General features: G+C 72.7%; 14 protein-coding genes. 6 read left to right on the top strand and 8 right to left on the bottom strand.

Annotated features, from left to right (window positions below; genetic code table 11):
- Positions 1–12: 12 nt before the first annotated feature.
- The 5 genes from sucC to ACIRPU_RS22290 all read right to left on the bottom strand — a co-directional run bounded on the left by sucC (position 13) and on the right by ACIRPU_RS22290 (position 7,922).
- Positions 13–1,191: an ADP-forming succinate--CoA ligase subunit beta gene (sucC, locus tag ACIRPU_RS22310; RefSeq protein WP_403869849.1), complete on the bottom strand. Its 1,179-nt coding sequence runs from the start codon at positions 1,189–1,191 to the stop codon at positions 13–15.
- Positions 1,192–1,766: 575 nt separating this feature from the next.
- Positions 1,767–2,774, bottom strand: coding sequence for a hypothetical protein (locus ACIRPU_RS22305; protein ID WP_403869846.1), 1,008 nt, complete (start codon positions 2,772–2,774; stop codon positions 1,767–1,769).
- Between the two features lie 66 nt (positions 2,775–2,840).
- On the bottom strand, positions 2,841–4,073 hold the full coding sequence (locus ACIRPU_RS22300) for a VWA domain-containing protein (RefSeq protein ID WP_403869843.1): 1,233 nt from the start codon (positions 4,071–4,073) through the stop codon (positions 2,841–2,843).
- Complete coding sequence (locus ACIRPU_RS22295; RefSeq protein WP_403869840.1) at positions 4,070–6,658, bottom strand: DUF5682 family protein; 2,589 nt, start codon at positions 6,656–6,658, stop codon at positions 4,070–4,072. The genes ACIRPU_RS22300 and ACIRPU_RS22295 overlap by 4 nt, the downstream gene beginning before the upstream one ends.
- A gap of 121 nt (positions 6,659–6,779) precedes the next feature.
- The gene (locus tag ACIRPU_RS22290) at positions 6,780–7,922 is read right to left on the bottom strand and encodes an AAA family ATPase (protein ID WP_403869837.1); all 1,143 of its coding nucleotides are present in this window, start codon (positions 7,920–7,922) and stop codon (positions 6,780–6,782) included.
- Positions 7,923–8,112: 190 nt separating this feature from the next.
- Between ACIRPU_RS22290 and ACIRPU_RS22285 the strand changes: the two genes are divergently transcribed.
- Positions 8,113–9,465: an SWIM zinc finger family protein gene (locus ACIRPU_RS22285; RefSeq protein WP_403869834.1), complete on the top strand. Its 1,353-nt coding sequence runs from the start codon at positions 8,113–8,115 to the stop codon at positions 9,463–9,465.
- A gap of 80 nt (positions 9,466–9,545) precedes the next feature.
- Positions 9,546–11,207 (top strand): DUF5691 domain-containing protein, encoded by a 1,662-nt coding sequence (locus tag ACIRPU_RS22280; protein WP_403869831.1) that lies wholly within the window; start codon positions 9,546–9,548, stop codon positions 11,205–11,207.
- Positions 11,208–11,342: 135 nt separating this feature from the next.
- On the opposite strand, the gene ACIRPU_RS22275 is transcribed toward ACIRPU_RS22280, so the two are convergent.
- The gene (locus tag ACIRPU_RS22275; protein ID WP_355705350.1) at positions 11,343–11,759 is read right to left on the bottom strand and encodes a cobalamin B12-binding domain-containing protein; all 417 of its coding nucleotides are present in this window, start codon (positions 11,757–11,759) and stop codon (positions 11,343–11,345) included.
- A 499-nt stretch (positions 11,760–12,258) separates the two neighbouring features.
- On the opposite strand from ACIRPU_RS22275, the gene ACIRPU_RS22270 reads away from it, so the two are divergent.
- A complete protein-coding gene (locus tag ACIRPU_RS22270; RefSeq protein ID WP_403869827.1) occupies positions 12,259–13,254 on the top strand; it encodes a lipase family alpha/beta hydrolase in 996 nt (331 codons plus the stop codon).
- A gap of 277 nt (positions 13,255–13,531) precedes the next feature.
- On the top strand, positions 13,532–15,061 hold the full coding sequence (locus tag ACIRPU_RS22265) for a M23 family metallopeptidase (RefSeq protein ID WP_403869824.1): 1,530 nt from the start codon (positions 13,532–13,534) through the stop codon (positions 15,059–15,061).
- A 70-nt stretch (positions 15,062–15,131) separates the two neighbouring features.
- Here ACIRPU_RS22265 and pcrA read toward each other — a convergent pair whose 3' ends face one another.
- A complete protein-coding gene (gene pcrA / locus ACIRPU_RS22260) occupies positions 15,132–17,633 on the bottom strand; it encodes a DNA helicase PcrA (protein ID WP_403869821.1) in 2,502 nt (833 codons plus the stop codon).
- Between the two features lie 455 nt (positions 17,634–18,088).
- Between pcrA and ACIRPU_RS22255 the strand changes: the two genes are divergently transcribed.
- Positions 18,089–19,264 (top strand): NlpC/P60 family protein, encoded by a 1,176-nt coding sequence (locus tag ACIRPU_RS22255; RefSeq protein WP_403869818.1) that lies wholly within the window; start codon positions 18,089–18,091, stop codon positions 19,262–19,264.
- Between the two features lie 229 nt (positions 19,265–19,493).
- A complete protein-coding gene (locus tag ACIRPU_RS22250; RefSeq protein ID WP_403869815.1) occupies positions 19,494–20,501 on the top strand; it encodes a tellurite resistance/C4-dicarboxylate transporter family protein in 1,008 nt (335 codons plus the stop codon).
- Here the strand turns inward: ACIRPU_RS22250 and ACIRPU_RS22245 are convergent.
- Entirely contained in the window at positions 20,479–20,832 is a 354-nt protein-coding gene (locus ACIRPU_RS22245; protein WP_307164983.1) for a hypothetical protein, read from the bottom strand. The two genes, ACIRPU_RS22250 and ACIRPU_RS22245, sit on opposite strands and share 23 nt — an antisense overlap.
- Positions 20,833–20,937 lie beyond the last annotated feature (105 nt).

Here is a 20,937-nt window from a genome sequence, read left to right as displayed (position 1 = left end):
GTCCCTCTTCCCTTACTTCGCAGCCGCGAGCTCGGCGGCCTTGTCGGCCGCGCCGTCCATGGTGTCCACGCGCTGGACCAGCGGGTGGTTGGCGTCGGAGAGGATCTTGCGACCCAGCTCGGCGTTGTTGCCGTCGAGGCGGACGACCAGCGGCTTGGTGACCGCCTCGCCCTTGTCCTTGAGCAGCTGGAGCGCCTGGACGATGCCGTTGGCGACCTCGTCACAGGCGGTGATGCCACCGAAGACGTTGACGAAGACGGACTTGACGTCCGGGTCGCCGAGGATGATCTCCAGGCCGTTCGCCATGACGGCGGCGGAGGCGCCACCACCGATGTCGAGGAAGTTGGCGGGCTTGACCCCACCGTGCGTCTCACCGGCGTACGCGACGACGTCCAGGGTGCTCATGACGAGACCCGCGCCGTTGCCGATGATGCCGACCTCGCCGTCGAGCTTGACGTAGTTGAGGTTCTTCGCCTTCGCGGCGGCCTCGAGCGGGTTGGCCGACGCGTGGTCGACGAACTCCGCGTGTCCCGGCTGACGGAACTCGGCGTTCTCGTCCAGGGAGACCTTGCCGTCGAGGGCGATGACGTCGCCGGAGGCGACCTTCGCCAGCGGGTTGACCTCGACGAGGAGAGCGTCCTCCTCGATGAAGGTCTTCCACAGCGTCACGAGGACGTTGGCGACCTTGTCGGCGACCTCGGCCGGGAAGTTCGCGGCCTCGACGATCTCACGGGCCTTCTCGGGAGTCACACCCTCGTTGGCGTCGATCGGCGTCTTGGCGACGGCCTCCGGGCGGGTCTCCGCCACCTCCTCGATCTCCATGCCGCCCTCGACGGACGCGATGGAGAGGAAGGTGCGGTTGGCACGGTCGAGGAGGAAGGAGACGTAGTACTCCTCCAGGATCTCCGGGGCCGTCTCGGCGATCATCACCTTGTGGACCGTGTGGCCCTTGATGTCCATGCCGAGGATGTTGGTCGCGTGCTCCACGGCCTCGTCGGCGGAGGCGGCGAGCTTCACGCCGCCGGCCTTGCCACGGCCGCCGACCTTCACCTGGGCCTTGACGACGGACTTGCCACCGAGACGCTCGGTGGCTGCGCGGGCCGCCTCAGGCGTGTCGATGACTTCACCGGCCAGCACCGGTACATCGTGCTTGGCGAAGAGGTCCCTCGCCTGGTACTCGAACAGGTCCACGCGCTTCCGTCCCTATCAGTGATCTCGCGGTTCGTTGTCTGCGTGGGCGTGCCGCGAGGGCAACGTGACGTCCGCCGTCTGTCAGTCACAAGGGAGGCGCACACGGTGTCCGAGCGCGCGGCATGTCCGTCTCGCAGGTTATCCCTGCTTGCAGGAGGCCCCTAAATCGAGGGTCACACCTGAGCGGTGATACCTGTCACATGATGCCGGGATCACTGACACCCCGTGCCGGATGTGAGGAGACGAGGAGGGGCGCGGGGAGGGCGCGGGGGAGGAGACGGGAAGGGCCTCACCGGGTTGGGGTTGGCCCGGTGAGGCCCCTTGAGCAGCCCCTTTGGGGCACGGGGCGCTCGATCCTCACCCCAATGAGGATCACTCGGCCCCATCCGTGAGGTTTCGGTCGGACAGACCGAAAGGCTTTCGGCCGTCCGGGGGCCTGCCGCCTCACGGAGTCAACCGGTCAGACGCGTGACGCGCTGCCGTAGTACCTGGATTCGTCGCGCGATCCGCGCACAGCCCCGCACGCCGGAAGATCGTCGGCCGGGGAGAAGGCGCGAGGGAGGGGCGACTGCCCCCTAACCGGGGAAGGCCGGGATGTTCCGGTGCCTGTCCCGTGTGCCGGCTGCCTCGAAGCGCACGGCACTGCCCGGCACCAGTCGCAGCGGCACCCGGTGACACGGGGTGACGGCATGGAGGTCGCCGTGCCGGGACGCGCCGCCGTCGAGCACCGACGCACCGCCGCCCAGCACGCCGTCGCTGCCACCGGCCGGCCCGCGGTGCACCGGCCCGGGAGCGTGAGGGGGAACGTGAGTGCGAGCAGGAGCGTGACCGGCGCGATCGGCGCGGGCGGGCGCGACACGGTGACCGACGTCGACCGAACCGCCGGCCCCGGCACCCACCGGACCGTACGACGCCGTACCCGTACCCGTACCCGTGCCCGCGTGCGTCCCCGTACCCGTACCCGTAGCCGTGTCCGCCGCTGTCACGGTCGCCGTCACCGCCACCGCGTCGACGGCCTTCCGGTCACCGAGTCCGTGCCCCTGCCCTTGCCCTTGCCCGTCCGGCGACGGGGTCGCCGCTGAGCCCTGCGCGGGCACCTCCACGACCGGCACCGGAAGCGTCCGCACCGGAACCGACGGAAGAGCCGGAAGGTCGGGGAGAGCGGGGAGGTCGGAGAGAGCTGGGAGGTCGGAGAGGGCTGGCAGGGCTGGGAGGGCTGGATGACTCGGGAGGTCGGACAGGTCGGGCAGGTCGGGCAGGTCGGAGACGCCGGACAGGTCGGAGACGTCGGGGAGCCTGGGAAGGTCTGCGAGCTCGGGGAGGTGAGGGAGCTCGGGAAGGGCGGGGCGCACGGGGAGCTCGGGGCGTACGGGGAGGTCCGCCGTGATCGGCAGCTTCGGCGAGGACGAGACGGGCGACGTGGACAGGCCCTCCGCCGCGTGCGCCTGTTCCCCGCAGAGAAACCCGAGCGCGAACAACCCGCCGACCAGGAACGCCAGTTGCACCACACGCCGCCCGGCCGCGCCACGCAGGACGCGCAGGAGCCGCAGAGCGGCATCAGGCAGTGCGGTGGGCCAGGTCAAGGGGGGAGATTCCTCCCGTGCGGCGACGACGTGCCCTTGATCCTTGCATGTGCGCCCCGCGTCGCGTCAGGCGGTGTCCGGCACGGGCAGCGGGCGCCTCTCGATCGCCGCCGCCATCACCTCCGGGAAGAGATCTGGTGTGCAGGCGAACGCCGGTGCGCCCAGCGCCGCGAGCCCCGCCGCGTGCTCCCGGTCGTAGGCGGGCGTGCCTTCGTCCGACAGCGCGAGCAGCGCGACGAACTGCACGCCGGACGCCTTCATCGCCGCGACGCGTCGAAGCATCTCGTCCCGTATGCCTCCCTCGTACAGGTCGCTGATGAGCACCACCACCGTCTCGGCGGGCCGGGTGATCCGCGTCTGGCAGTACGCGAGCGCCCGGTTGATGTCCGTGCCGCCGCCGAGCCGGGTGCCGAACAGGACGTCCACCGGGTCGTCGAGCAGGTCGGTGAGATCGGCGACCGCCGTGTCGAAGACGACGAGCCGGGTGCTGATCGACCGCATCGACGCCAGCACCGCCCCGAAGACCGACGCGTACACCACCGACGACGCCATCGATCCCGACTGGTCGATGCAGAGGATCACCTCCTTCTTCACGGACCGCGACGCCCGCCCGTACCCGACGAGCCGCTCCGGCACGACCGTCCCGTACTCGGGCAGGTAATGCTTGAGGTTGACCGCGATCGTGCGGTTCCAGTCGATGTCGTGACGGCGCGGGCGGTGGACGCGCGTGCCGCGGTCGAGGGCGCCGGTGAGCGCGGCCCGGGTCCGGGTGGCCAGCCGCTTCTCCAGGTCCTCGACGACCTTGCGGACCACGGCCCGTGCCGTCTCCTTCGTCGTCTCCGGCATCGCCTTGTTCAGTGAGAGCAGCGTGCCGACGAGCTGCACGTCGGCCTCCACCGCCTCCAGCAACTCCGGTTCCAGCAGCAGCGCGGACAGGCCGAGCCGGTCGATGGCGTCGCGTTGCATGACCTGGACGACCGAGGAGGGGAAGTACGTGCGGATGTCCCCGAGCCAGCGGGCCACCGACGGCGCCGAGGCCCCGAGCCCCGCCGAGCGGTCCCGCCCCGTCCGCGCCCCGCTCTCCTTCCCGTAGAGCGCGGTGAGCGCCCCGTCCATCTGGGCGTCCCGCCCGGAGAGCCCGTGGCCGGTGCCGTCCGCCGCGTCGCCCCCGAGCACCAGCCGCCAGCGCCGCAGCCGCTCCTGCCCGGCCTCGGTCGCCGCCCCGCCGATCACCGCCGCCTCGGTCGTCGCCTCGCCGGTCGCCGCCCCGCCGGTCGCCGCCGCGTCGGTTGTCGTCATGTGCCCATCCCCGCAGGCTCGTTGTCGTCGGCCGTGCCGAGATCCGGCCCCGGCCCCGGCTCCGGTCCCAGCCCCAGCAGCAGTCGCACCACCGGCAGGACGGCGTCCGCGCGTCGCTCGTCGAGCCCGGCCGCGAACCCGGGTGTCCCGGAACCCGCGCCCGGCCCGCCGGCCCGTGTCCCCGGGCCGCGCCGGACCAGCTCGCCGAGCGTCCTGCGCACCCCCGCCTCGTACGCCGAGAACGTCCGTCGCAGCAAGGGCAGTACGTCCGTGAACGCGTCCGCCGGCACCGCCGTGAGCCATCCGTCGACCAGCCCCAGCAGCCGTTCGTCGTGCACGAGGAGCAGACCTCCCCCGGAGCCTCCTCCGACGAAGCCCTCGATCCAGGCGGCCGCGTCCGACGGCGGTGTCCCGGGTGACAGGGCGAGCCCCATGAGCCGCGCCGCCTCGTCCTGGTCCAACTCCCCCTCGTCCAGGAGCAGCCGCACGGCCCGCCCCCGGATCACCCCGGGGACGGTGTCCCGCCCGGCGAGCACCCGCAGCACGCTCCGCCAGCGCTCCCGCAGACCCCCGTGCCCCGGGCGGGGTTCACCCCCGGGATCCCGCCCGGCGCCCGCCGGGAAGGCCCCCGGCGGTCCCCCACCCCCGTCCGCCTCCACCGACCCGGCGCGCCCCCCCGCCGTCCCGGCCCGCTCCGGAGCCGTCGCCGTCTCCTCCAGCATTCCCACCGCCGCGTGCACCGCGTCCACATGGCGTCGCATCTCGTCCGCCGCCTCCGCGTTCAGCGAGGCGCAGGCCGGGGGGAGGCCGACGAAGACCCGTTCGGCGAGGCCCGCGGCCACCTCCGCCAGCGCACCGGTGTCGGTGCCGCGTACGTCGCCGTAGCGGAGCGAACGGACCAGCGCGGGCAGGGCCTGGGCGAGATGGCCGACGTCCGTGTCCAGAGCCGCCCGGTCGGCGAGGACCCGCATCACCGTCGGAAGCGCGTCCGCCAACCCGGCCAGGAGACAGCGCTCGGCGAGCCCGGTCACCTCGGCGAGGCCCCCCGCGGCCACGGCGTCCGCCTCCGCCTTTGCGGTGGCCGCGGCGAGCACGGTCGTCCCCCACACCCCGGCCTCGGCGGTCCGCACCGACAGCTCCGGCTCCCAGCGCAGCCGCCACGTCTCCCGGAACGTCCCCGTGCTGCCGGGCGAGGCGGCCGGCTCGCCCCACTCGATACGCAGCAGCCGCAGCCGGTGCAGGAGCCTGCTGCGCTCGGCGTCGTTCTCCTTGCGCAGGTCGAGCGCCAACTCGCGTGCGTCCGCCTCGGGTTTGAGCCGCAACCGGCGCTGAAGCCGGTCGAGGTCGCGCTGCAACGGCACCGCGGGCGCACCGGCCGGCACCTCGCCCAGGACGTCCCCGACCACCAGCCGGTCGCGCACCAGCGCCGACGGAACGTCCGAGCCCTCGCACAGCACCGCGCGCACGGCGTCGGTCGTCTCGCTCAGCCCGGGCAGCGGCCGGCCGCGCAGCGCGGCGAGCGTCTCGGCCAGCCGGACCGCCTCGATGACATGCGCCGAGGACACGAGCCGGTCCTCCGCACGCAGCAGGACCGCCACCTTCGTCATCCAGCGCTCGACCGGCCGGTCCGGCGCAGCGAACAGGTGGGCGTACCAGCCCGGCGAGTCGACACCCGCCCCGTACCCGCCGTCCCGGGCCAGCCTGCGGTGCGTCCACGGCACCCAGGTCAGGTCGGTCCTGACCTTGGGCAGCCCCTTGAGCAGCGCACGGTCGGCGGCGACGGCGACCTTCCGGCGCAGCGCGGGCACATGCCACGCCCCGCACACCACAGCCACCCCGTCGGACCCGAACTCCTTCTGCGCTGACCGTACTTGGATGCGCATGTACGCCTCCCGCACGAGGTCCCGGTCGCCGCCGTCCTCCCCGGCCTCGGCTTCGCACGCCTCCCTCAGCGCCCCCATGGCCTCCTCGATCGCGGCGAACGGCGCGAACGGGTCCTTCGCCCCCGCCGACCGGTGCTCGACGACGTCCTCCCACCACCGCTCGGGATCGTCGTACCCGGCGACCGCGGCGAGCCGCCCGAGCGGGTCCCCCCGCACCCCCTCCCGGGCCCCGGGCGCGTCCTCCCCGCTCGCGCCCCCTCTCTCGCCCTCGCCCTCGCTTGACTCGCCTCCACTGTCGCCCGCGCTCCCGTTCTGTCCTTCGGGTCCCGGACCCGGCTTCTGCCAGGCCAGTGTGTGCGTGGCCGGGAGGTCGATGAAGCGGGCGGGGACGCCGTGCTCCAGGGCCCAGCGGAGGGCGACCCACTCCGGGGAGAACTCGGCCAGCGGCCAGAAGGCCGAACGGCCGGGTTCGTCGACGGCGTGGGCGAGCAGCGCGACCGGCGGCCGCATGTCCTCGTCGGCGGCGAGCGGGATCAGCGTGTCGGCCTCGGGCGGCCCCTCGACCAGTACGGTCCGGGGCCGGGCGGCGTCCAGCGCCGCCCGTACCGCCCGCGCCGACCCCGGCCCGTGGTGACGCACCCCGAGCAGCAACGGCCGCCCCGCCCCCGGGTCCTGGCCGGCCCCCTCCGTGAGGCCGGTCATCCCCTGCCCTCACGCCTGCGGGGCCACCTCGTGTCGTCGTCCACAGCCACCCTCCACGCTCCGCGGGCCCACGCCCGGATCTCCTCGTTCCCGTCGCCTGCGTCCCTTGCGTCGCTGCCGTTCACGCGCTCACCTCCCGGCAGGCGCGGTAGAAGTCCGTCCAGCCGGCCCGTTCACGGACGACCGCCTCCAGGTACTCCTGCCAGACGACCCGGTCGGCCGCCGGATCGCGGACGACGGCGCCGAGGATGCCCGCGGCCACGTCCCCCGCCCGCAGCACGCCGTCGCCGAAGTGCGCGGCCAGTGCGAGACCGCCGGTGACGACGGAGATGGCCTCGGCGGTGGACAGCGTGCCGCTGGGCGACTTGACCTTCGTACGGCCGTCGGAGGTGACGCCCGCGCGCAGTTCACGGAAGACCGTCACCACCCGGCGGATCTCGTCGATGCCGTCGGGAGTGGCCGGCAGGTCGAGGGAGCGCCCGATCTGGTCGACGCGCCGGGCGACGATGTCCACCTCGGCCTCGACGCTGTCGGGCAGTGGCAGCACCACCGTGTTGAAGCGGCGGCGCAGGGCGCTGGACAGCTCGTTGACCCCGCGGTCGCGGTCGTTGGCCGTGGCGATGAGGCTGAACCCGCGGACTGCCTGCACCTCCTGCCCCAACTCCGGTATCGGCAGGGTCTTCTCCGACAGGATGGTGATGAGGCTGTCCTGTACGTCGGCCGGGATCCGGGTCAGCTCCTCCACCCGCACCGTTGCCCCCTCCGACATGGCCCGCATGACGGGGCTGGGCACCAGCGCGTCCCGGCTCGGCCCGTGCGCGAGCAGCTGCGCGTAGTTCCAGCCGTAGCGGATCGCCTCCTCCGGCGTGCCCGCGGTGCCCTGCACCAGCAGCGTCGAGTCACCGCTGACCGCCGCCGCCAGGTGTTCGGAGACCCAGGTCTTGGCGGTGCCGGGGACGCCGAGCAGCAGCAGGGCGCGGTCGGTGGCGAGGGTGGACACGGCGACCTCGACGATGCGGCGCGGGCCCACGTACTTCGGCGAGATCACCGTGCCGTCCGGAAGGACACCGCCGAGGAGATAGGTGACGACGGCCCACGGCGACAGCTTCCAACGGGCCGGGCGCGGACGGTCGTCCTGCGCGGCCAGCGCGGCGAGTTCGTCGGCGAAGGCGTCCTCGGCGTGCGGACGCAATGCTTCCGCCGGCTCGTTCCCACTCGGTTCCACGGACGTTGGTTCTGCCGTGGGATCTACGGACACGGACATGGCTGAGACCCCCTCCAGCTCGGCCGGTTCGGCATCTGGTGTCCACCGTGCACCACGCCACTGACAATGCGATCCGACCTGCGAAAACGTCCTTCCGGCCACCCGCTCCGGGCGGCCTGCGGACGGCCGGCGGACGGTCTGCGGGCGCTCGCCGGACCGACTGTCAGTGGTGGGATCTACCTTCGATGGCATGACTCAGCAGGGGGTGCGCTGGACGGCGGACCAGGTGCTGGCACTGGCGCCTGACTCCACGTCACGCAAAGCGGGAAGCAAACTCGGCACGGCCGATCCGTGGTCGGGCACGGGCAGTTCGCGGGAGGGGGCGGTATGGGGCCTGTGCGAGGGCAGCGGCGGCACCCCGTACCGGACGGTCGTCGACACCGCGGACGGTACCGGTCCGGCGTACAAGTGCAGTTGCCCGAGCCGCAAGTTCCCGTGCAAGCACGCGCTCGGGCTGCTGCTGCTCTGGTCGGGCGGCGCGGGGGCGATGCCGGCGGGGAGGGCGCCGGACTGGGTCGAGCAATGGATCGCGGAACGCGGGCGCACCCGGGAGGAACGGGAGGCGGGGGCGGCGGGTTCCGGGTCCGGCCCCGCCGATCCGGAGGGGGCGCGCCGCCGGGCGGAGCGGCGCGCCGAGCGGATCACCGCGGGCGCGACGGAGCTGGAGGAGCGGCTCGCCGATCTCCTGCGCTCAGGGCTGGCCACGGCCGAGCGGCCGGGGTACGCCCTGTGGGAGGAGACGGCGGCCCGCATGGTCGACGCGCAGGCGCCCGGACTCGCCTCTCGGGTGCGGGAGTTGGGGTCGGTTCCCGGTTCCGGGCCGGACTGGCCGGCACGCCTGCTGGAGGAGTGCGCGCTGGTCCACCTCCTCGACCGGGGCTGGCTGCACCGTGAGCGGCTGCCGGACGCCCTGGCGGCGACGGTCCGCGCCCGCGTGGGCCTGCCGTCCTCGCCGACGGGCCCGCCGGTCCGCGATCATTGGCTGGTGCTCGCCCAGTACGACACGCCGGACCCGAAACTGACGACCCGCCGCATCTGGCTGTACGGCACCGTCTCGGGCCGCACGGCGCTCCTCCTCTCCTACGGCGCCGCGGGCCGCGCACCGGAGCTCACCCTGCCCGTCGGCCTCGCCCTGGACGCCGAACTGTCCGCACACCCGGGCTCGGGACGACAACGGGTGTCTCTCGGCGAGCAGTTCGCCCCGCCCGTCCTCACCGGGGCCCGCCCCCCGGGCCTGACGACGACCGAGGCGACCGTCCGCTACGGCGAGACCCTGCGTCACGACCCCTGGCAGGACTCCGTCCCGGTGACGCTGGACGACGTCATACCGACCCCGGACGGCGACTCCTGGCAACTGGCGGACGCCGTCGGCGACACGGCGCTCCCGCTCACCCCCGCGGCGGTCTCCCGCCCCGGCCTGTGGCGCCTGGTCGCCCTCTCGGGCGGCGCCCCCGTCAGGGTCTTCGGGGAGTGCGGCCACCGCGGCTTCACCCCGCTGACGGCCTGGCCGACGGGCGCGGGAGAGGCGGTACGCCTGTGCTGAACCAGCCCCCCGCGACAGCGACGACGGCCACACCGGGCGCGACACCCACCACGACGACGACGGCAACAGAAGGGAGTCCTGTGAACGCCGGCCCGCCCCACTCCTCGCCGCCCGCCTGGGAGGACCTGCTCACCACCGCCCTCCTCGGCACGGATCGCCGTACGCCCCCGGGCACGGCCCCCGGCCGGGCCGCGCCGGCCGCCCTGTTGGACGCGGCGGCCGCGGAGACCGTACGCCGACGGGCGGGCCTGCGTCCCGGCCGGGCGGCCCCCCGGCCGGCGCCCGCCGCCGAGGACCCACGTCCGGCACTGCCCGTCGCGGCGGCCCGCCGGCTCGCCTTCCTGCTGGCCGACCGCCCCGGCACCGGTGCGGGCGGCCGCAGAGGCACCGCACCCGATCTCATGGAGCTGCTGCCCCAGTGGCTGACGGCGGTGAACGCCCGAGGATTCGCCGCGCCCGCCGAGTCCCTTCCCGCACTGCTCGACGCGGCCCGCGGGCGTACGGACCTGCGCCCGGCGGCGCTGGAGTTCGCCGGGCCGCGCGCCCTGTGGCTGGCCCGGCTGAACCCCGACTGGCGGTTCGCCCTGCGCGCGACACCGGGCGGCGGCACCTCGCTGCCGGGCCCCGGGGAGACCGGACGCACCGAGACGCTCTGGCAGGAAGGCCTGTTCGCCGAGCGGGTCGCCCTCTTGGCGTCGATCCGGTTCCGCGACCCCGACGCGGCCCGCGAACTGCTGGCCGCGACCTGGTCGACGGAACGCGCCGAGGACCGGCTGATGTTCCTCGACTCGCTGCGCACCGGCCTCGGCCCACGGGACGAGCCCTTCCTGGAGCAGGCGCTGACGGACCGGAGCCGCAATGTGCGGGCCACCGCCGCGGAGCTGCTCTCGGCGCTGCCGGGTTCGGCGCTCGCCGCGCGGATGGCGGTCCGGGCCGGCGCGTGCGTGGCCGTCGACCACACCGTGGACACGCCGACGCTCCTCGTGGAGGCCCCGCACGAGTGCGACGCGGGCATGGAACGCGACGGCGTGTCGGCCAAGGCGCCGCCCGGCCGGGGCGAGCGGTCCTGGTGGTTCGGCCAGCTGGTGGAGGCGGCCCCGCTCACCACCTGGCGGGTGCGCCTGGGCGGCCGTACGCCGGAGCAGATCGTGGCGTTGCCGGTGGCCGACGACTGGCTGGGCGAACTGCACGCGGCGTGGTGCCGGGCCGCCGTACGGCAGTGTGACGCCGACTGGTCGCGGGCGCTGCTCGGAGCGCCGTCGGCGCCCGGCGCGGGCGGTCCCGGCGCGGTCTCCCTCGCCGAGCGGGCCAAGCTCCTGGGCACGCTTCCGGTCGCCGAACGGGCCGAGTGGGTCGCCGGCTTCATCGCGGCCCACGGCCTCTCGGAGGCCTTCCAACTGCTCGGCGTATGCCCCGTGCCGTGGGCCACGCCGCTCGGCCGTTCCGTCGTCGACGCCCTCAACATCGCACGGGACGCGGGCAGTTACCCCTGGAGCTTCAGCGGCGTCATGGGCCTGGCCGAACGCTGTCTCGCCCCCGAGGAGGCGACCCGCCTCGACGCCCTCCTGGCCGTACCGGACGAACCGGAGGACGCCTCCCCGGGCGCGGGCGGCTACTGGGCGGAGGCATTCCAACGACTGGGAAGGACGCTACGACTACGAGCGGTGATGACACAGGAACTGGACAGCACACCGCCCCCCACATCCAGCCCGCCCGGCACATCCAGCCCGCCCGGCGATTGAGGAACACCGGCCCGCATATCCAGCCCGTCCGGCGATTGAGGACGAGGCCCCTTCAGGGCCGAACGGGGGTCTGGGGGCAGCGCCCCCGGGGGAACGGCCACCCGAGCCAACCCGCACAACACCCCGCACAACAACTCAAGCGCCGGCAGGCTGCCGCACGTTCGCCCGAACCCACTCGACGATCGAAGCGGTGGTCGCCCCCGGCGTGAAGATCTCCGCGACACCCTTCTCCTTCAGCGGCGCGATGTCCGCCTCCGGGATGATGCCCCCGCCGAACACCAGGATGTCCGCCGCGTCCCGCTCCTTCAGCAGCTCGATCACCGCGGCGAAGAGCGTGTTGTGGGCGCCGGACAGGATGGACAGACCGATCGCGTCGGCGTCCTCCTGGATCGCCGTGCCGACGATCTGCTCGGGCGTCTGGTGCAGCCCGGTGTAGATGACCTCCATACCGGCGTCGCGCAGCGCCCGCGCGATCACCTTGGCCCCGCGATCGTGGCCGTCGAGCCCCGGCTTGGCCACCACCACGCGGATCGGACCGGCTGCCACACCCATCACTGCCTCCATGAAGCGACTACGTCCATCCTCAACGGCACGGACACCCCGTGCCAGACCGCCCGGGGAAGTGAACGAACGTTATCGCCAGCATCCCGCAACCGGCAGTTTCGCGGTGCGGACCGAGGGGGAAATCACACGAAGGGACATTTTCACCGCGCACCGATCCCCCGCGCCACGGGGGATCGGTCGCACCGGGAGCCGCGAAGAGGTCGCCGTACCGTCACGCCACAGGCCGCTGGCGTGGCGGTACGGCGCATCGGCAGGCACGATGGGCAGGTAGGACAGGTAAGGCACGACAGCGGGGAGCCTCGTCGCCAGACCGGCGGGTTCCTTGCACGTCATCGGTGTAACGGGTGTCACACAAGCCGTACACGCCCCGCACGCCAGGCCGCACCCGCCCCACTCCCTGCCGTGCCCGATCGACCTCCTCCAACCGACTTCCACGAGGGCACACGGGGGACAGAGAAGTCCTCAGCGTGCCGACAGGAGGTCGGCCATGAAGGTCACCCGGGCACTTCAGCCCTTTCTTCCGCTGTGCCAGCGTCTGCTGCCGGACATGCGGACCCTTCCGGGCATCCTGAACCTCTCAAGCCTGCCGAACCTCCCAGGACTCCCCGGCCTTCCCGGCCTGCCGAGCAGACTGGCCGGGCTCTCCCTGACGCTCCTCAAGGCGACCGCCCTCGATCTCGCGATCCTCGCGGGCCACCTGCTCCTCTACCCCTCCGGCATCGCCCAGGAGCGTCGCGCCGCGGCCCGCCCCGCGCTGCCCAGGGCGGGCGGCGCCGACGACCCGGCACAGCTGCCGACCAAGGCCCCGCTCCCGGTCGTCCTGCTGCACGGGTTCATCGACAACCGTTCCGTGTTCGTCCTGCTGCGCCGCAGCCTCGCCCAGCACGGCAGGCACCGGGTGGAGTCGCTCAACTACTCCCCCCTGACCTGCGACATCCGGACGGCCGCCGAACTGCTCGGCCGGCACATAGAGGAGATCTGCGAGCGCACCGGCAGCTCGCAGGTCGACGTGGTCGGACACAGCCTGGGCGGTCTCATCGCCCGCTACTACGTGCAGCGGCTGGGTGGCGACGGCCGCGTCAGGACGCTGGTCACGCTGGGCACCCCGCACTCCGGCACCCGGGTGGCGCCGCTGGCGAACGCGCACCCGATCGTGCGCCAGATGCGCCCCGGCTCCGAGCTGATCGAGGAACTCTCCCGGCCGGCGCCGGGCTGCCGTACCCACTTCGTCAGCTTCTGGAGCGACCTCGACCACCTCATGGACCCGCTGGAGACCGCCTGTGTCGACCATCCCGACCTGTTGGTACAGAACGTCCGGGTGACCGGGATCGGTCACCTCGCCCTGCCTGTCCACCCGGCCGTCGCCACCGGCATACGGCAGGCCCTCGACACGGCGCGTACGGGAGCGTCCGCCGGCGCGCGGACCGGCAGCCGAGCCGGCACCCTCACCGGCACTCAGGCCGACGACCTCACCGTGGCCTGACACCCCCCTGCCAACACCCCTGCCAACGCCCCTGGCAACGCCTCTGACCGCGCCCCGCCCACGCTCCTGGCAGCACCCCTCGCGGCCGTCCGTCCGGCGCGGATATCGAACGCTATTCGAACGTAGGGCCAAACCCGCGCCCGCCGTCCCCCGAAACACGGCCGAATGCCCCTTTCCCGCAGGCACGAAACCTGCGGAAGATTGTCGTGCCCGCGTACTGCCGGGTACAGTCGCCGCACTGCTCTGGCAGCCCCTGTTGTCGGCGAAAGAGAAGTTGGTGAACGACCGTCACCCGTCGGGGATCATGACCACCCCGACCCCGGCTTCCGACGACGCCGCTACGGCGCACTACGCGTCGTACGGCACCCAGGAAGCCCAGTACGACGGCTTCACCACGTACCACGGCTACGAGACCGGCACATTCGACGCCGGCGCGCACGCCACCGGCCACTTCACGCCGGCCGACCCGCTCTTCGGTGAGCTTCCGGGCGACGGCACGGCCTCCGCCACCGGCACGTACGACAACACCCAGTGGGGCACCGGCGGGCACCAGGTCCCGGACACGGGCAGTCACCAGACCCTGAACTACGACGGGTACGCGGCCCAGCACCACGCCGCCTACGACACGGGCGCGTACGACGCCACCGCCTGGTCCGGCGACCACCACCAGCAGCTGAGCGCCGTCCCGCAGCAGGGCACGGCACCGGATGCCAGTGGGCAGTGGGACGCGAACGCCTGGCTCCAGCCCGACCAGTCCGTGAGCCCCGCCGACCAGACCCAGCAGTGGGAATGGGGCACGCAGGCCTTCGACACCGGCGCGTACGACGCCACGCAGTGGAACTCCGACGGCGGCGAGGCCACCCAGCAGGCCTCCGACGAGCACGAGCAGCAGGCCGAGGTCCCGTTCGACCAGCAGGCCACCGCCACCTTCGAACAGGTCGGGCTCGACGAACACGCCCCGGTCGAGGGCGAGTTGCCCGACGGCGCTCCGCTGCCCCTCCTCGACGACCAGGAGGAGGCGACCCCGGCCCCCGCGTCGGGCGGACGGGCCGCCGCCCGCAACGCGAACCGTTCCCGGCGCCGGATGCCCGCGAAGCGCTCCGCGCTGCTGACCGTGGCCGTGCCCTCGGTCTGTGTGATGGGGGTCGCCGGGATCGCCGCGGCCTCGGTCGGCACGCTCACCGGCGGAGACGACAAGAGCACGACGGCGTCCGCCTCGGACGCGCAGCCGGTGAAACCGTCCGCCGCCAACAACAAGCTGGACGCCCAGCTCGAGACCCTCAGCGCCGAGGCCGACGACTTCGCCGACCGGGCCAGCCGGACGCAGGAACGTCTCGACCTCAAGACGCAACAGGAAGCCGAGAAGAAGAAGGCGGCGGCCGAGGCGGCCCGCAAGGAGCGGCTGCGCCCCAAGTACGCCCTCCCGGTCGCGCAGCACGGCCTCAGCGCCTACTTCGGCCAGGCCGGCGTCAACTGGATGTCCCAGCACACCGGCATCGACTTCCCCGTCTCCTACGGGACGACCGTGATGGCGGCGACCGACGGCACCGTACGGACGCAGTGGAACAGCGCCTACGGCAACATGCTGATAGTGACGGCGAAGGACGGCACGGAGACCTGGTACTGCCACCTCTCCAGCTACCGCGTCTCCTCCGGTACGACGGTCAAGGCCGGCGACCCGATCGCGTACTCCGGCAACTCCGGCAACTCCACCGGCCCGCACCTGCACTTCGAGGTCCGGCCCGCGGGGGGCTCCGCGATCGACCCGCTGCCGTGGCTGCGCAGCCACGGACTCAACCCGACGTAAGCGCTCTTCGCGTTCATCACGCTTTTCGCGCTCCGAGCCCCCGCTGTCGCAGCGGGGGCTCACTCGTGCGCTACAGCTTCTCGACCGGCGCGTACCGCAGCAGCAGACGCTTCGGCTTGACGTCGCCGAAGTCGACGGTCGCCTCCGCGTTCGCGCCCGTGCCCTTCACGCCGACGACCGTGCCGAGACCGAACTGGTCGTGGGTGACGCGGTCCCCGACGGCCAGCGTGACCACCGGCTTGTCGGCGGACCGGCGGGTCGCGAAGCCCGACGCGCCCGCGGCCGAGGAACGCGAGCGGGACGAGGACAGCGAGGCCGCCACACCGGAGACGGGACCGGAGGACACGGGCGCGGTCGCCCCCGTCCGCTTCCAGTCCACATGCGTCGGCGGGATCTCCTCCAGGAACCGGGAGGGCGGGTTGTACGACGGCTGCCCCCAGGCGCTGCGCAGCGCGGACCGCGTCAGGTAGAGCCGCTCCCGCGCGCGCGTGATGCCGACGTAGGCCAGGCGGCGCTCCTCCTCGAGTTCCTTGGGCTGGCCGAGGGCGCGCATGTGCGGGAAGACGCCGTCCTCCATGCCGGTGAGGAACACGACCGGGAACTCGAGGCCCTTGGCGGTGTGCAGGGTCATGAGGGTGATGACGCCCGAGCCGGCCTCCTCGTCGGGGATCTGGTCGGAGTCGGCGACCAGGGCGACCCGCTCCAGGAACGCGGAGAGCCCGACCGGCGCCGCGGCCTCGCCCTCCGTCTCGCCCTCGCCGGTCTCCTGCTCGAACTCCAGTGCCACGGCGGCGAGTTCCTGGAGGTTCTCGATCCGGGTCTCGTCCTGCGGGTCGGTGGAGGCCTGCAACTCGGCGAGGTAGCCGGTGCGTTCGAGCACCGCCTCCAGGACCGTCGCCGGAGCGGCGCCCGACTCGACGATCGTGCGGAGCTCCTCCATCAGCGCGTTGAACCGCTTCACGGCGTTCGTCGACCGCGAGGCCATGCCGTACGCCTCGTCGACGCGCTTCAGGGCCTGCGGGAAGCTGATCTTCTCCCGCTGGGAGAGGGCGTCGATCATCGCCTCGGCACGGTCGCCGATGCCCCGCTTGGGCACGTTGAGGATCCGGCGCAGCGGCACCGAGTCCTCCGGGTTGGCCAGCACGCGCAGGTAGGCCAGGACGTCCCGGACCTCCTTGCGCTCGTAGAAGCGGACCCCGCCGACGACCTTGTAGGGCAGGCCGACGCGGATGAAGATCTCTTCGAAGACACGGGACTGGGCGTTGGTGCGGTAGAAGACGGCGACGTCGCCCGCCTTCGCGTCGCCCGCGTCCGTCAGTCGGTCTATCTCGTCGGCGACGAACTGCGCCTCGTCGTGCTCGGTGTCGGCGACGTAGCCGGTGATGCGCGCGCCCGCGCCCGCGTTGGTCCACAGGTTCTTGGGGCGGCGGGACTCGTTGCGCTCGATGACGGCGTTGGCCGCGGACAGGATCGTCTGCGTGGAGCGGTAGTTCTGCTCCAGCAGGATCGTGGTCGCGTCCGGGTAGTCCTCCTCGAACTGGAGGATGTTGCGGATCGTCGCGCCGCGGAAGGCGTAGATCGACTGGTCGGCGTCACCGACGACACAGAGCTCGGCCGGCGGCACGTCGTACTCGCCCGGGGGTACGTCGACGGGGTGCTCGGAGGTGCCGACCAGCTCGCGCACGAGGGCGTACTGGGCGTGGTTGGTGTCCTGGTACTCGTCGACCAGGACATGGCGGAACCGGCGGCGGTAGTGCTCGGCGACGTCCGGGAAGGCGCGCAGCAGATTCACCGTCGTCATGATCAGGTCGTCGAAGTCGAGGGCGTTCGCCTCGCGCAGCCGGGACTGGTACATGGCGTAGGCCTGGGCGAGGGTCTTCTCGAACCCGTCGGCGGCCTGGGCGGCGAAGTCCTCCTCGTCGATCAGCTCGTTCTTCAGGTTGCTGATCTTGGCGCTGAAGGACTTGGGCGGGTAGCGCTTGGGATCGAGGTCCAGGTCGCGGCAGACCAGGGCCATGAGGCGCTTGGAGTCGGCCGCGTCGTAGATCGAGAACGACGACGTGAAGCCGAGCCTCTTGCTCTCGCGGCGCAGGATGCGCACACACGAGCTGTGGAAGGTCATCACCCACATCGCGTGCGCGCGCGGGCCGACGAGCGCTTCGACGCGCTCCTTCATCTCGCCCGCGGCCTTGTTGGTGAAGGTGATCGCGAGGATCTGCCCCGGGTGCACATGCCGCTCGGCGAGGAGGTGGGCGATGCGGTGGGTGAGCACGCGCGTCTTGCCGGAGCCGGCGCCGGCCACGATGAGCAGCGGGGTGCCCGCGTGGGTGACGGCCGCGCGCTGGTTGTCGTTCAGCCCCTCCAGTAGGGCGGCCGCGTCCAGCACGGGGCGCGAGGCGCCGTCGCGGTAGTGGGTGTCCCGCTCCGGGGGCACGTCGAACTTCCCGCCGAACAGATCGTCCGGAACCGACTCCGGTCCGTGATCGTCCTCGGGCGGTGGCGGGGGTTCCTCCTCGTGGGCACGGGGGCCCTGGAGGTTCGCCAGGAAGCTGTCGTCAAAGAGGCTGCTCATCGCTCTCCGAGTCTAGGGGGCGCCACTGACAACCGGCCGCCGTCCCGGGAACATCTCCCGCCCTCACCCTCCGGGACACCCCTGTCACGATCCGCGACCCGCACGATCGCGACATGGGCTCCCGGCCGAAGGTCACGAAAATGTATCGGGCATATCGCCCACCAACCTTCACACGGACCACACGAGTTGGCTACCGTGCCGACAGGCCGTACGACCCCCACCGGCGAACCCGCCGGACCGCACGGCCTCCGCCGAGTCCGACGCGTCCGCTCACGCCGACGGAACCGGGGACCCACCGAGACCTTGGGGTGAATCGGCCCGACGCCCCTGCGGGGGCGGGTCGTAGGGCAACCCTTCCGACCCACTTGCCCGAACCCTCCCCCAGCGCCTGACCAGCCTGGCAGGGACCCCCACCGCTGACCCGGTAGGCGGAGCACTGGAAGGAGTCGCCTCCCTTGGCGTCGCAGCACCGCAAGCCGCGCTCCGCGGGCACGCGCGTGGCGGGCATACGCACCCCCACCCTCGCCACCGCCGCCCTCACGTCCGTGGCCCTGCTCTCCCAGACGGCGAACGCCGCCCCTTCGGACGACGGCAAGCCGAGTCTGGAGGAGGTCGAGAAGAAGGTCGACGACCTCTACCGCCAGGCGGAGTCGGCGACCGAGAAGTACAACGCCGCCCAGGAGAAGACGACCAAGCAGCGCAAGCTCGTCGACGGCCTCCTGGACAACGTCGCCCAGGGCGCCCAGAAACTCAACGAGGCGCGGGAGAAGCTGGGTTCCTACGCCGCCGCCCAGTACCGCACCGGCGCCTCCGCGCCCGACACGGCGGCCTTCCTGCTCGCGGACACCCCACAGGACTACTTCGACCAGAACCAGCTGATGAGCCGGCTGACCGAGCGCCAGAAGGGCGCGGTCGACGACTACGTCACCGAGCGGTCCGCGACGGTGAAGCGGCGCCAGGAGGCCACCGAGAGCCTCGCGACGCTCACCGACTCGCAGAACGACCTGAGGACCGCCAAGGCCACCGTCCAGAAGAAGCTCGGTGCCGCGCGCGAGCTGCTGTCGCAGCTGACGGCCCAGGAGAAGGCGCGCCTCGCGGCGATCGAGAAGCAGCGGCGGGAAGAGGCCGCGGGCAAGGCGGCGGAGCTCGCCCGGCAGCAGGCGGCGGAGCAGGCAGCGGCCCGGCAGGAGAGCGGCGGTACGTCGTCGGGCACGGGCGCGTCCTCGACCGCCCCCTCCACCTCGGCCTCCACCTCCGAGGACTCCGCGTACGCCACCAAGGCCGAGAAGGCGCTCGCCTTCGCCCGCGCGCAGATCGGCAAGCCGTACGTCTGGGGTGCCACGGGACCCGACTCCTACGACTGCTCCGGCCTCACCCAGGCCACCTGGAAGGCCGCCGGCGTCATCCTCCCGCGCACCACCTACGACCAGGTGAACGCGGGCACCACGGTCTCCCTCGCCGACGCCCGGCCCGGCGACCTGGTCTTCTTCTACGACGACGTCAGCCACGTCGGCGTCTACGTCGGCAACGGCACGATGATCCACGCCCCGAAGCCGGGCGCGTACGTCCGCGAGGAGTCCGTCTTCTACGACGGCGAGTCAGGCATCCACAGCGTGGTACGCCCGGCCTGAGGCAGCCCGCCCGGCCTGAGGCACGACGAACGACACGCGGGGCACGCGCGCGTGGGCACGCGACACGCGGGGCACGCGCGACACGCGCGCGTGGGGCTCTCGTTCTCGAGCGACGTGATCCGCCGCACCCTTGAGCCCGCACCCCGCACCCCGCACGCGCGCGTAATTTCTGCGCGCCCGCGCGCGTGCCCCGCTTCCGCAACGCGTCGTGCTCCTTAGCATCGGCCGCATGCCAGGCTCCCCCGCCCTCCCGTCGCCGGCGCCCTCCCCCGGTTCCCCGCTCCGCGTCTGGTGGGCGCAGCGGCCACCGGCGGCGGGGGCCGCGGTCATGGCGACCGGCATCGTGTCGATCGGACTGCACCTGACGGGGTACGACGTCCTGTCCCGCGTCACCCTGGCGCTGGCCGGCGCGGCGTGGCTGGCGCTGGCGGCGGACTTCGTCGTACGGCTGGTGCGCATGCGCGAGCGGTGGCTGACGGAGGCGGGCACGCCCGGGGCGCCGACCGCGGTGGCGGCGACGACCGTACTCGGCACGCGCATGATCGCCCTCGGTCGGCACACCCTCGCGGAGGCGCTGCTCGCGCTGGCGGCGGCGCTGTGGCCCGTGCTGCTCGTGACCGTCGTGCGGCAGTGGAAGCGGGGCATGCCGGGGTCGGTGTTCCTGTGCTGTGTGGCCACCCAGGGGCTCGCCGTACAGGGAGCGGTCCTGGCCGAGGCGGAGGCGGCGGCCTGGCTCGCGCACACGGCGCTCGTGCTGTTCTGGCTCGGACTGGTGCTGTACGGCGTCGCCCTGGCCCTCTTCGACCTCCGGCAGGTGGCCGAGGGCGCCGGGGACCAGTGGGTGGCGGGCGGCGCACTCGCCATCTCGGCACTGGCGGGGGCGGAACTCCTCGCGGCCGACGACGGGGGCCTGTACCTGTGGAACAACGACGACACCGGCGTCCTGCGCACGGTGACCGTCGCGCTGCTGGTCCTGTCCCTGGCCTGGTACGCCGTCCTGCTCGTCGCCGAGGTGCGGTGGCCGCGGCCGCGCTACGACATGTGCCGCTGGGCGACGGCGTTCCCGATGGGGATGACGGCCGTGGCGACCCTGTCCGTGGCCTCCGCCGCCGACGTGCCGTCGCTGAAGGGACCCGGGCAGGCGCTGCTGTGGGTCGCGGTGGCGGCGTGGCTGGCCGTCGCCGCGGCGGCCCTGGTCACGGCCCTGGCGCCCGTCAGGTCCAGAGCACCGCGATGAAGACGTTCGCCACGGTCAGCAGTCCGACCAGGCCGAACAGGGGCTTCTCCACCGTCTCGTCGTCCCGCTTCACATAGACGAGGCCGAGGATCACGATCAGCAGGGCCAGCTTCACACCGATCTTGATGTTGTTGACGTGCTGGTCGTCCGCCTGGTTGAGACCGACCAGGATCACGCCGGTGACCAGCATCGTCGCCGCGCCGTGGAGCATCGCGGGGACGAAGCGGGCCGTGCCCCGGCCCATTGCCTTCAGCTGCGTGAGGAAGCCGCCGAGGAGCGCGGCGATGCCGATGATGTGCAGGCCGACGAAAAGATGGATGAGTACGTCCATGAAGCCGGATGCTAGTCAGCCGTGCGGGTGCCACTCGACACCGGCCCACCCCTCGCGGCCGCACCTGCATATATGCGCCCCATAGCACCGAGCCGCTCCGACGTG

Origin of the sequence: Streptomyces sp. NPDC102259 (genome assembly GCF_044766465.1) — a bacterium.
Taxonomy (GTDB): domain Bacteria; phylum Actinomycetota; class Actinomycetes; order Streptomycetales; family Streptomycetaceae; genus Streptomyces.
Note: the sequence above shows the minus strand (reverse complement) of the source record. Positions and strands in the feature narration are given on the sequence as shown.

Coding starts and splice junctions, on each gene's coding strand:
- ACIRPU_RS22300 (WP_403869843.1), bottom strand. CDS start 4,073: ATGACGACAACCGACGCGGCGGCGACCGGCGGGGCGGCGACCGGCGAG.
- ACIRPU_RS22295 (WP_403869840.1), bottom strand. CDS start 6,658: ATGACCGGCCTCACGGAGGGGGCCGGCCAGGACCCGGGGGCGGGGCGG.
- ACIRPU_RS22290 (WP_403869837.1), bottom strand. CDS start 7,922: ATGTCCGTGTCCGTAGATCCCACGGCAGAACCAACGTCCGTGGAACCG.
- ACIRPU_RS22285 (WP_403869834.1), top strand. CDS start 8,113: ATGACTCAGCAGGGGGTGCGCTGGACGGCGGACCAGGTGCTGGCACTG.
- ACIRPU_RS22275 (WP_355705350.1), bottom strand. CDS start 11,759: ATGGGTGTGGCAGCCGGTCCGATCCGCGTGGTGGTGGCCAAGCCGGGG.
- ACIRPU_RS22270 (WP_403869827.1), top strand. CDS start 12,259: ATGAAGGTCACCCGGGCACTTCAGCCCTTTCTTCCGCTGTGCCAGCGT.
- pcrA (WP_403869821.1), bottom strand. CDS start 17,633: ATGAGCAGCCTCTTTGACGACAGCTTCCTGGCGAACCTCCAGGGCCCC.
- ACIRPU_RS22250 (WP_403869815.1), top strand. CDS start 19,494: ATGCCAGGCTCCCCCGCCCTCCCGTCGCCGGCGCCCTCCCCCGGTTCC.
- ACIRPU_RS22245 (WP_307164983.1), bottom strand. CDS start 20,832: ATGGACGTACTCATCCATCTTTTCGTCGGCCTGCACATCATCGGCATC.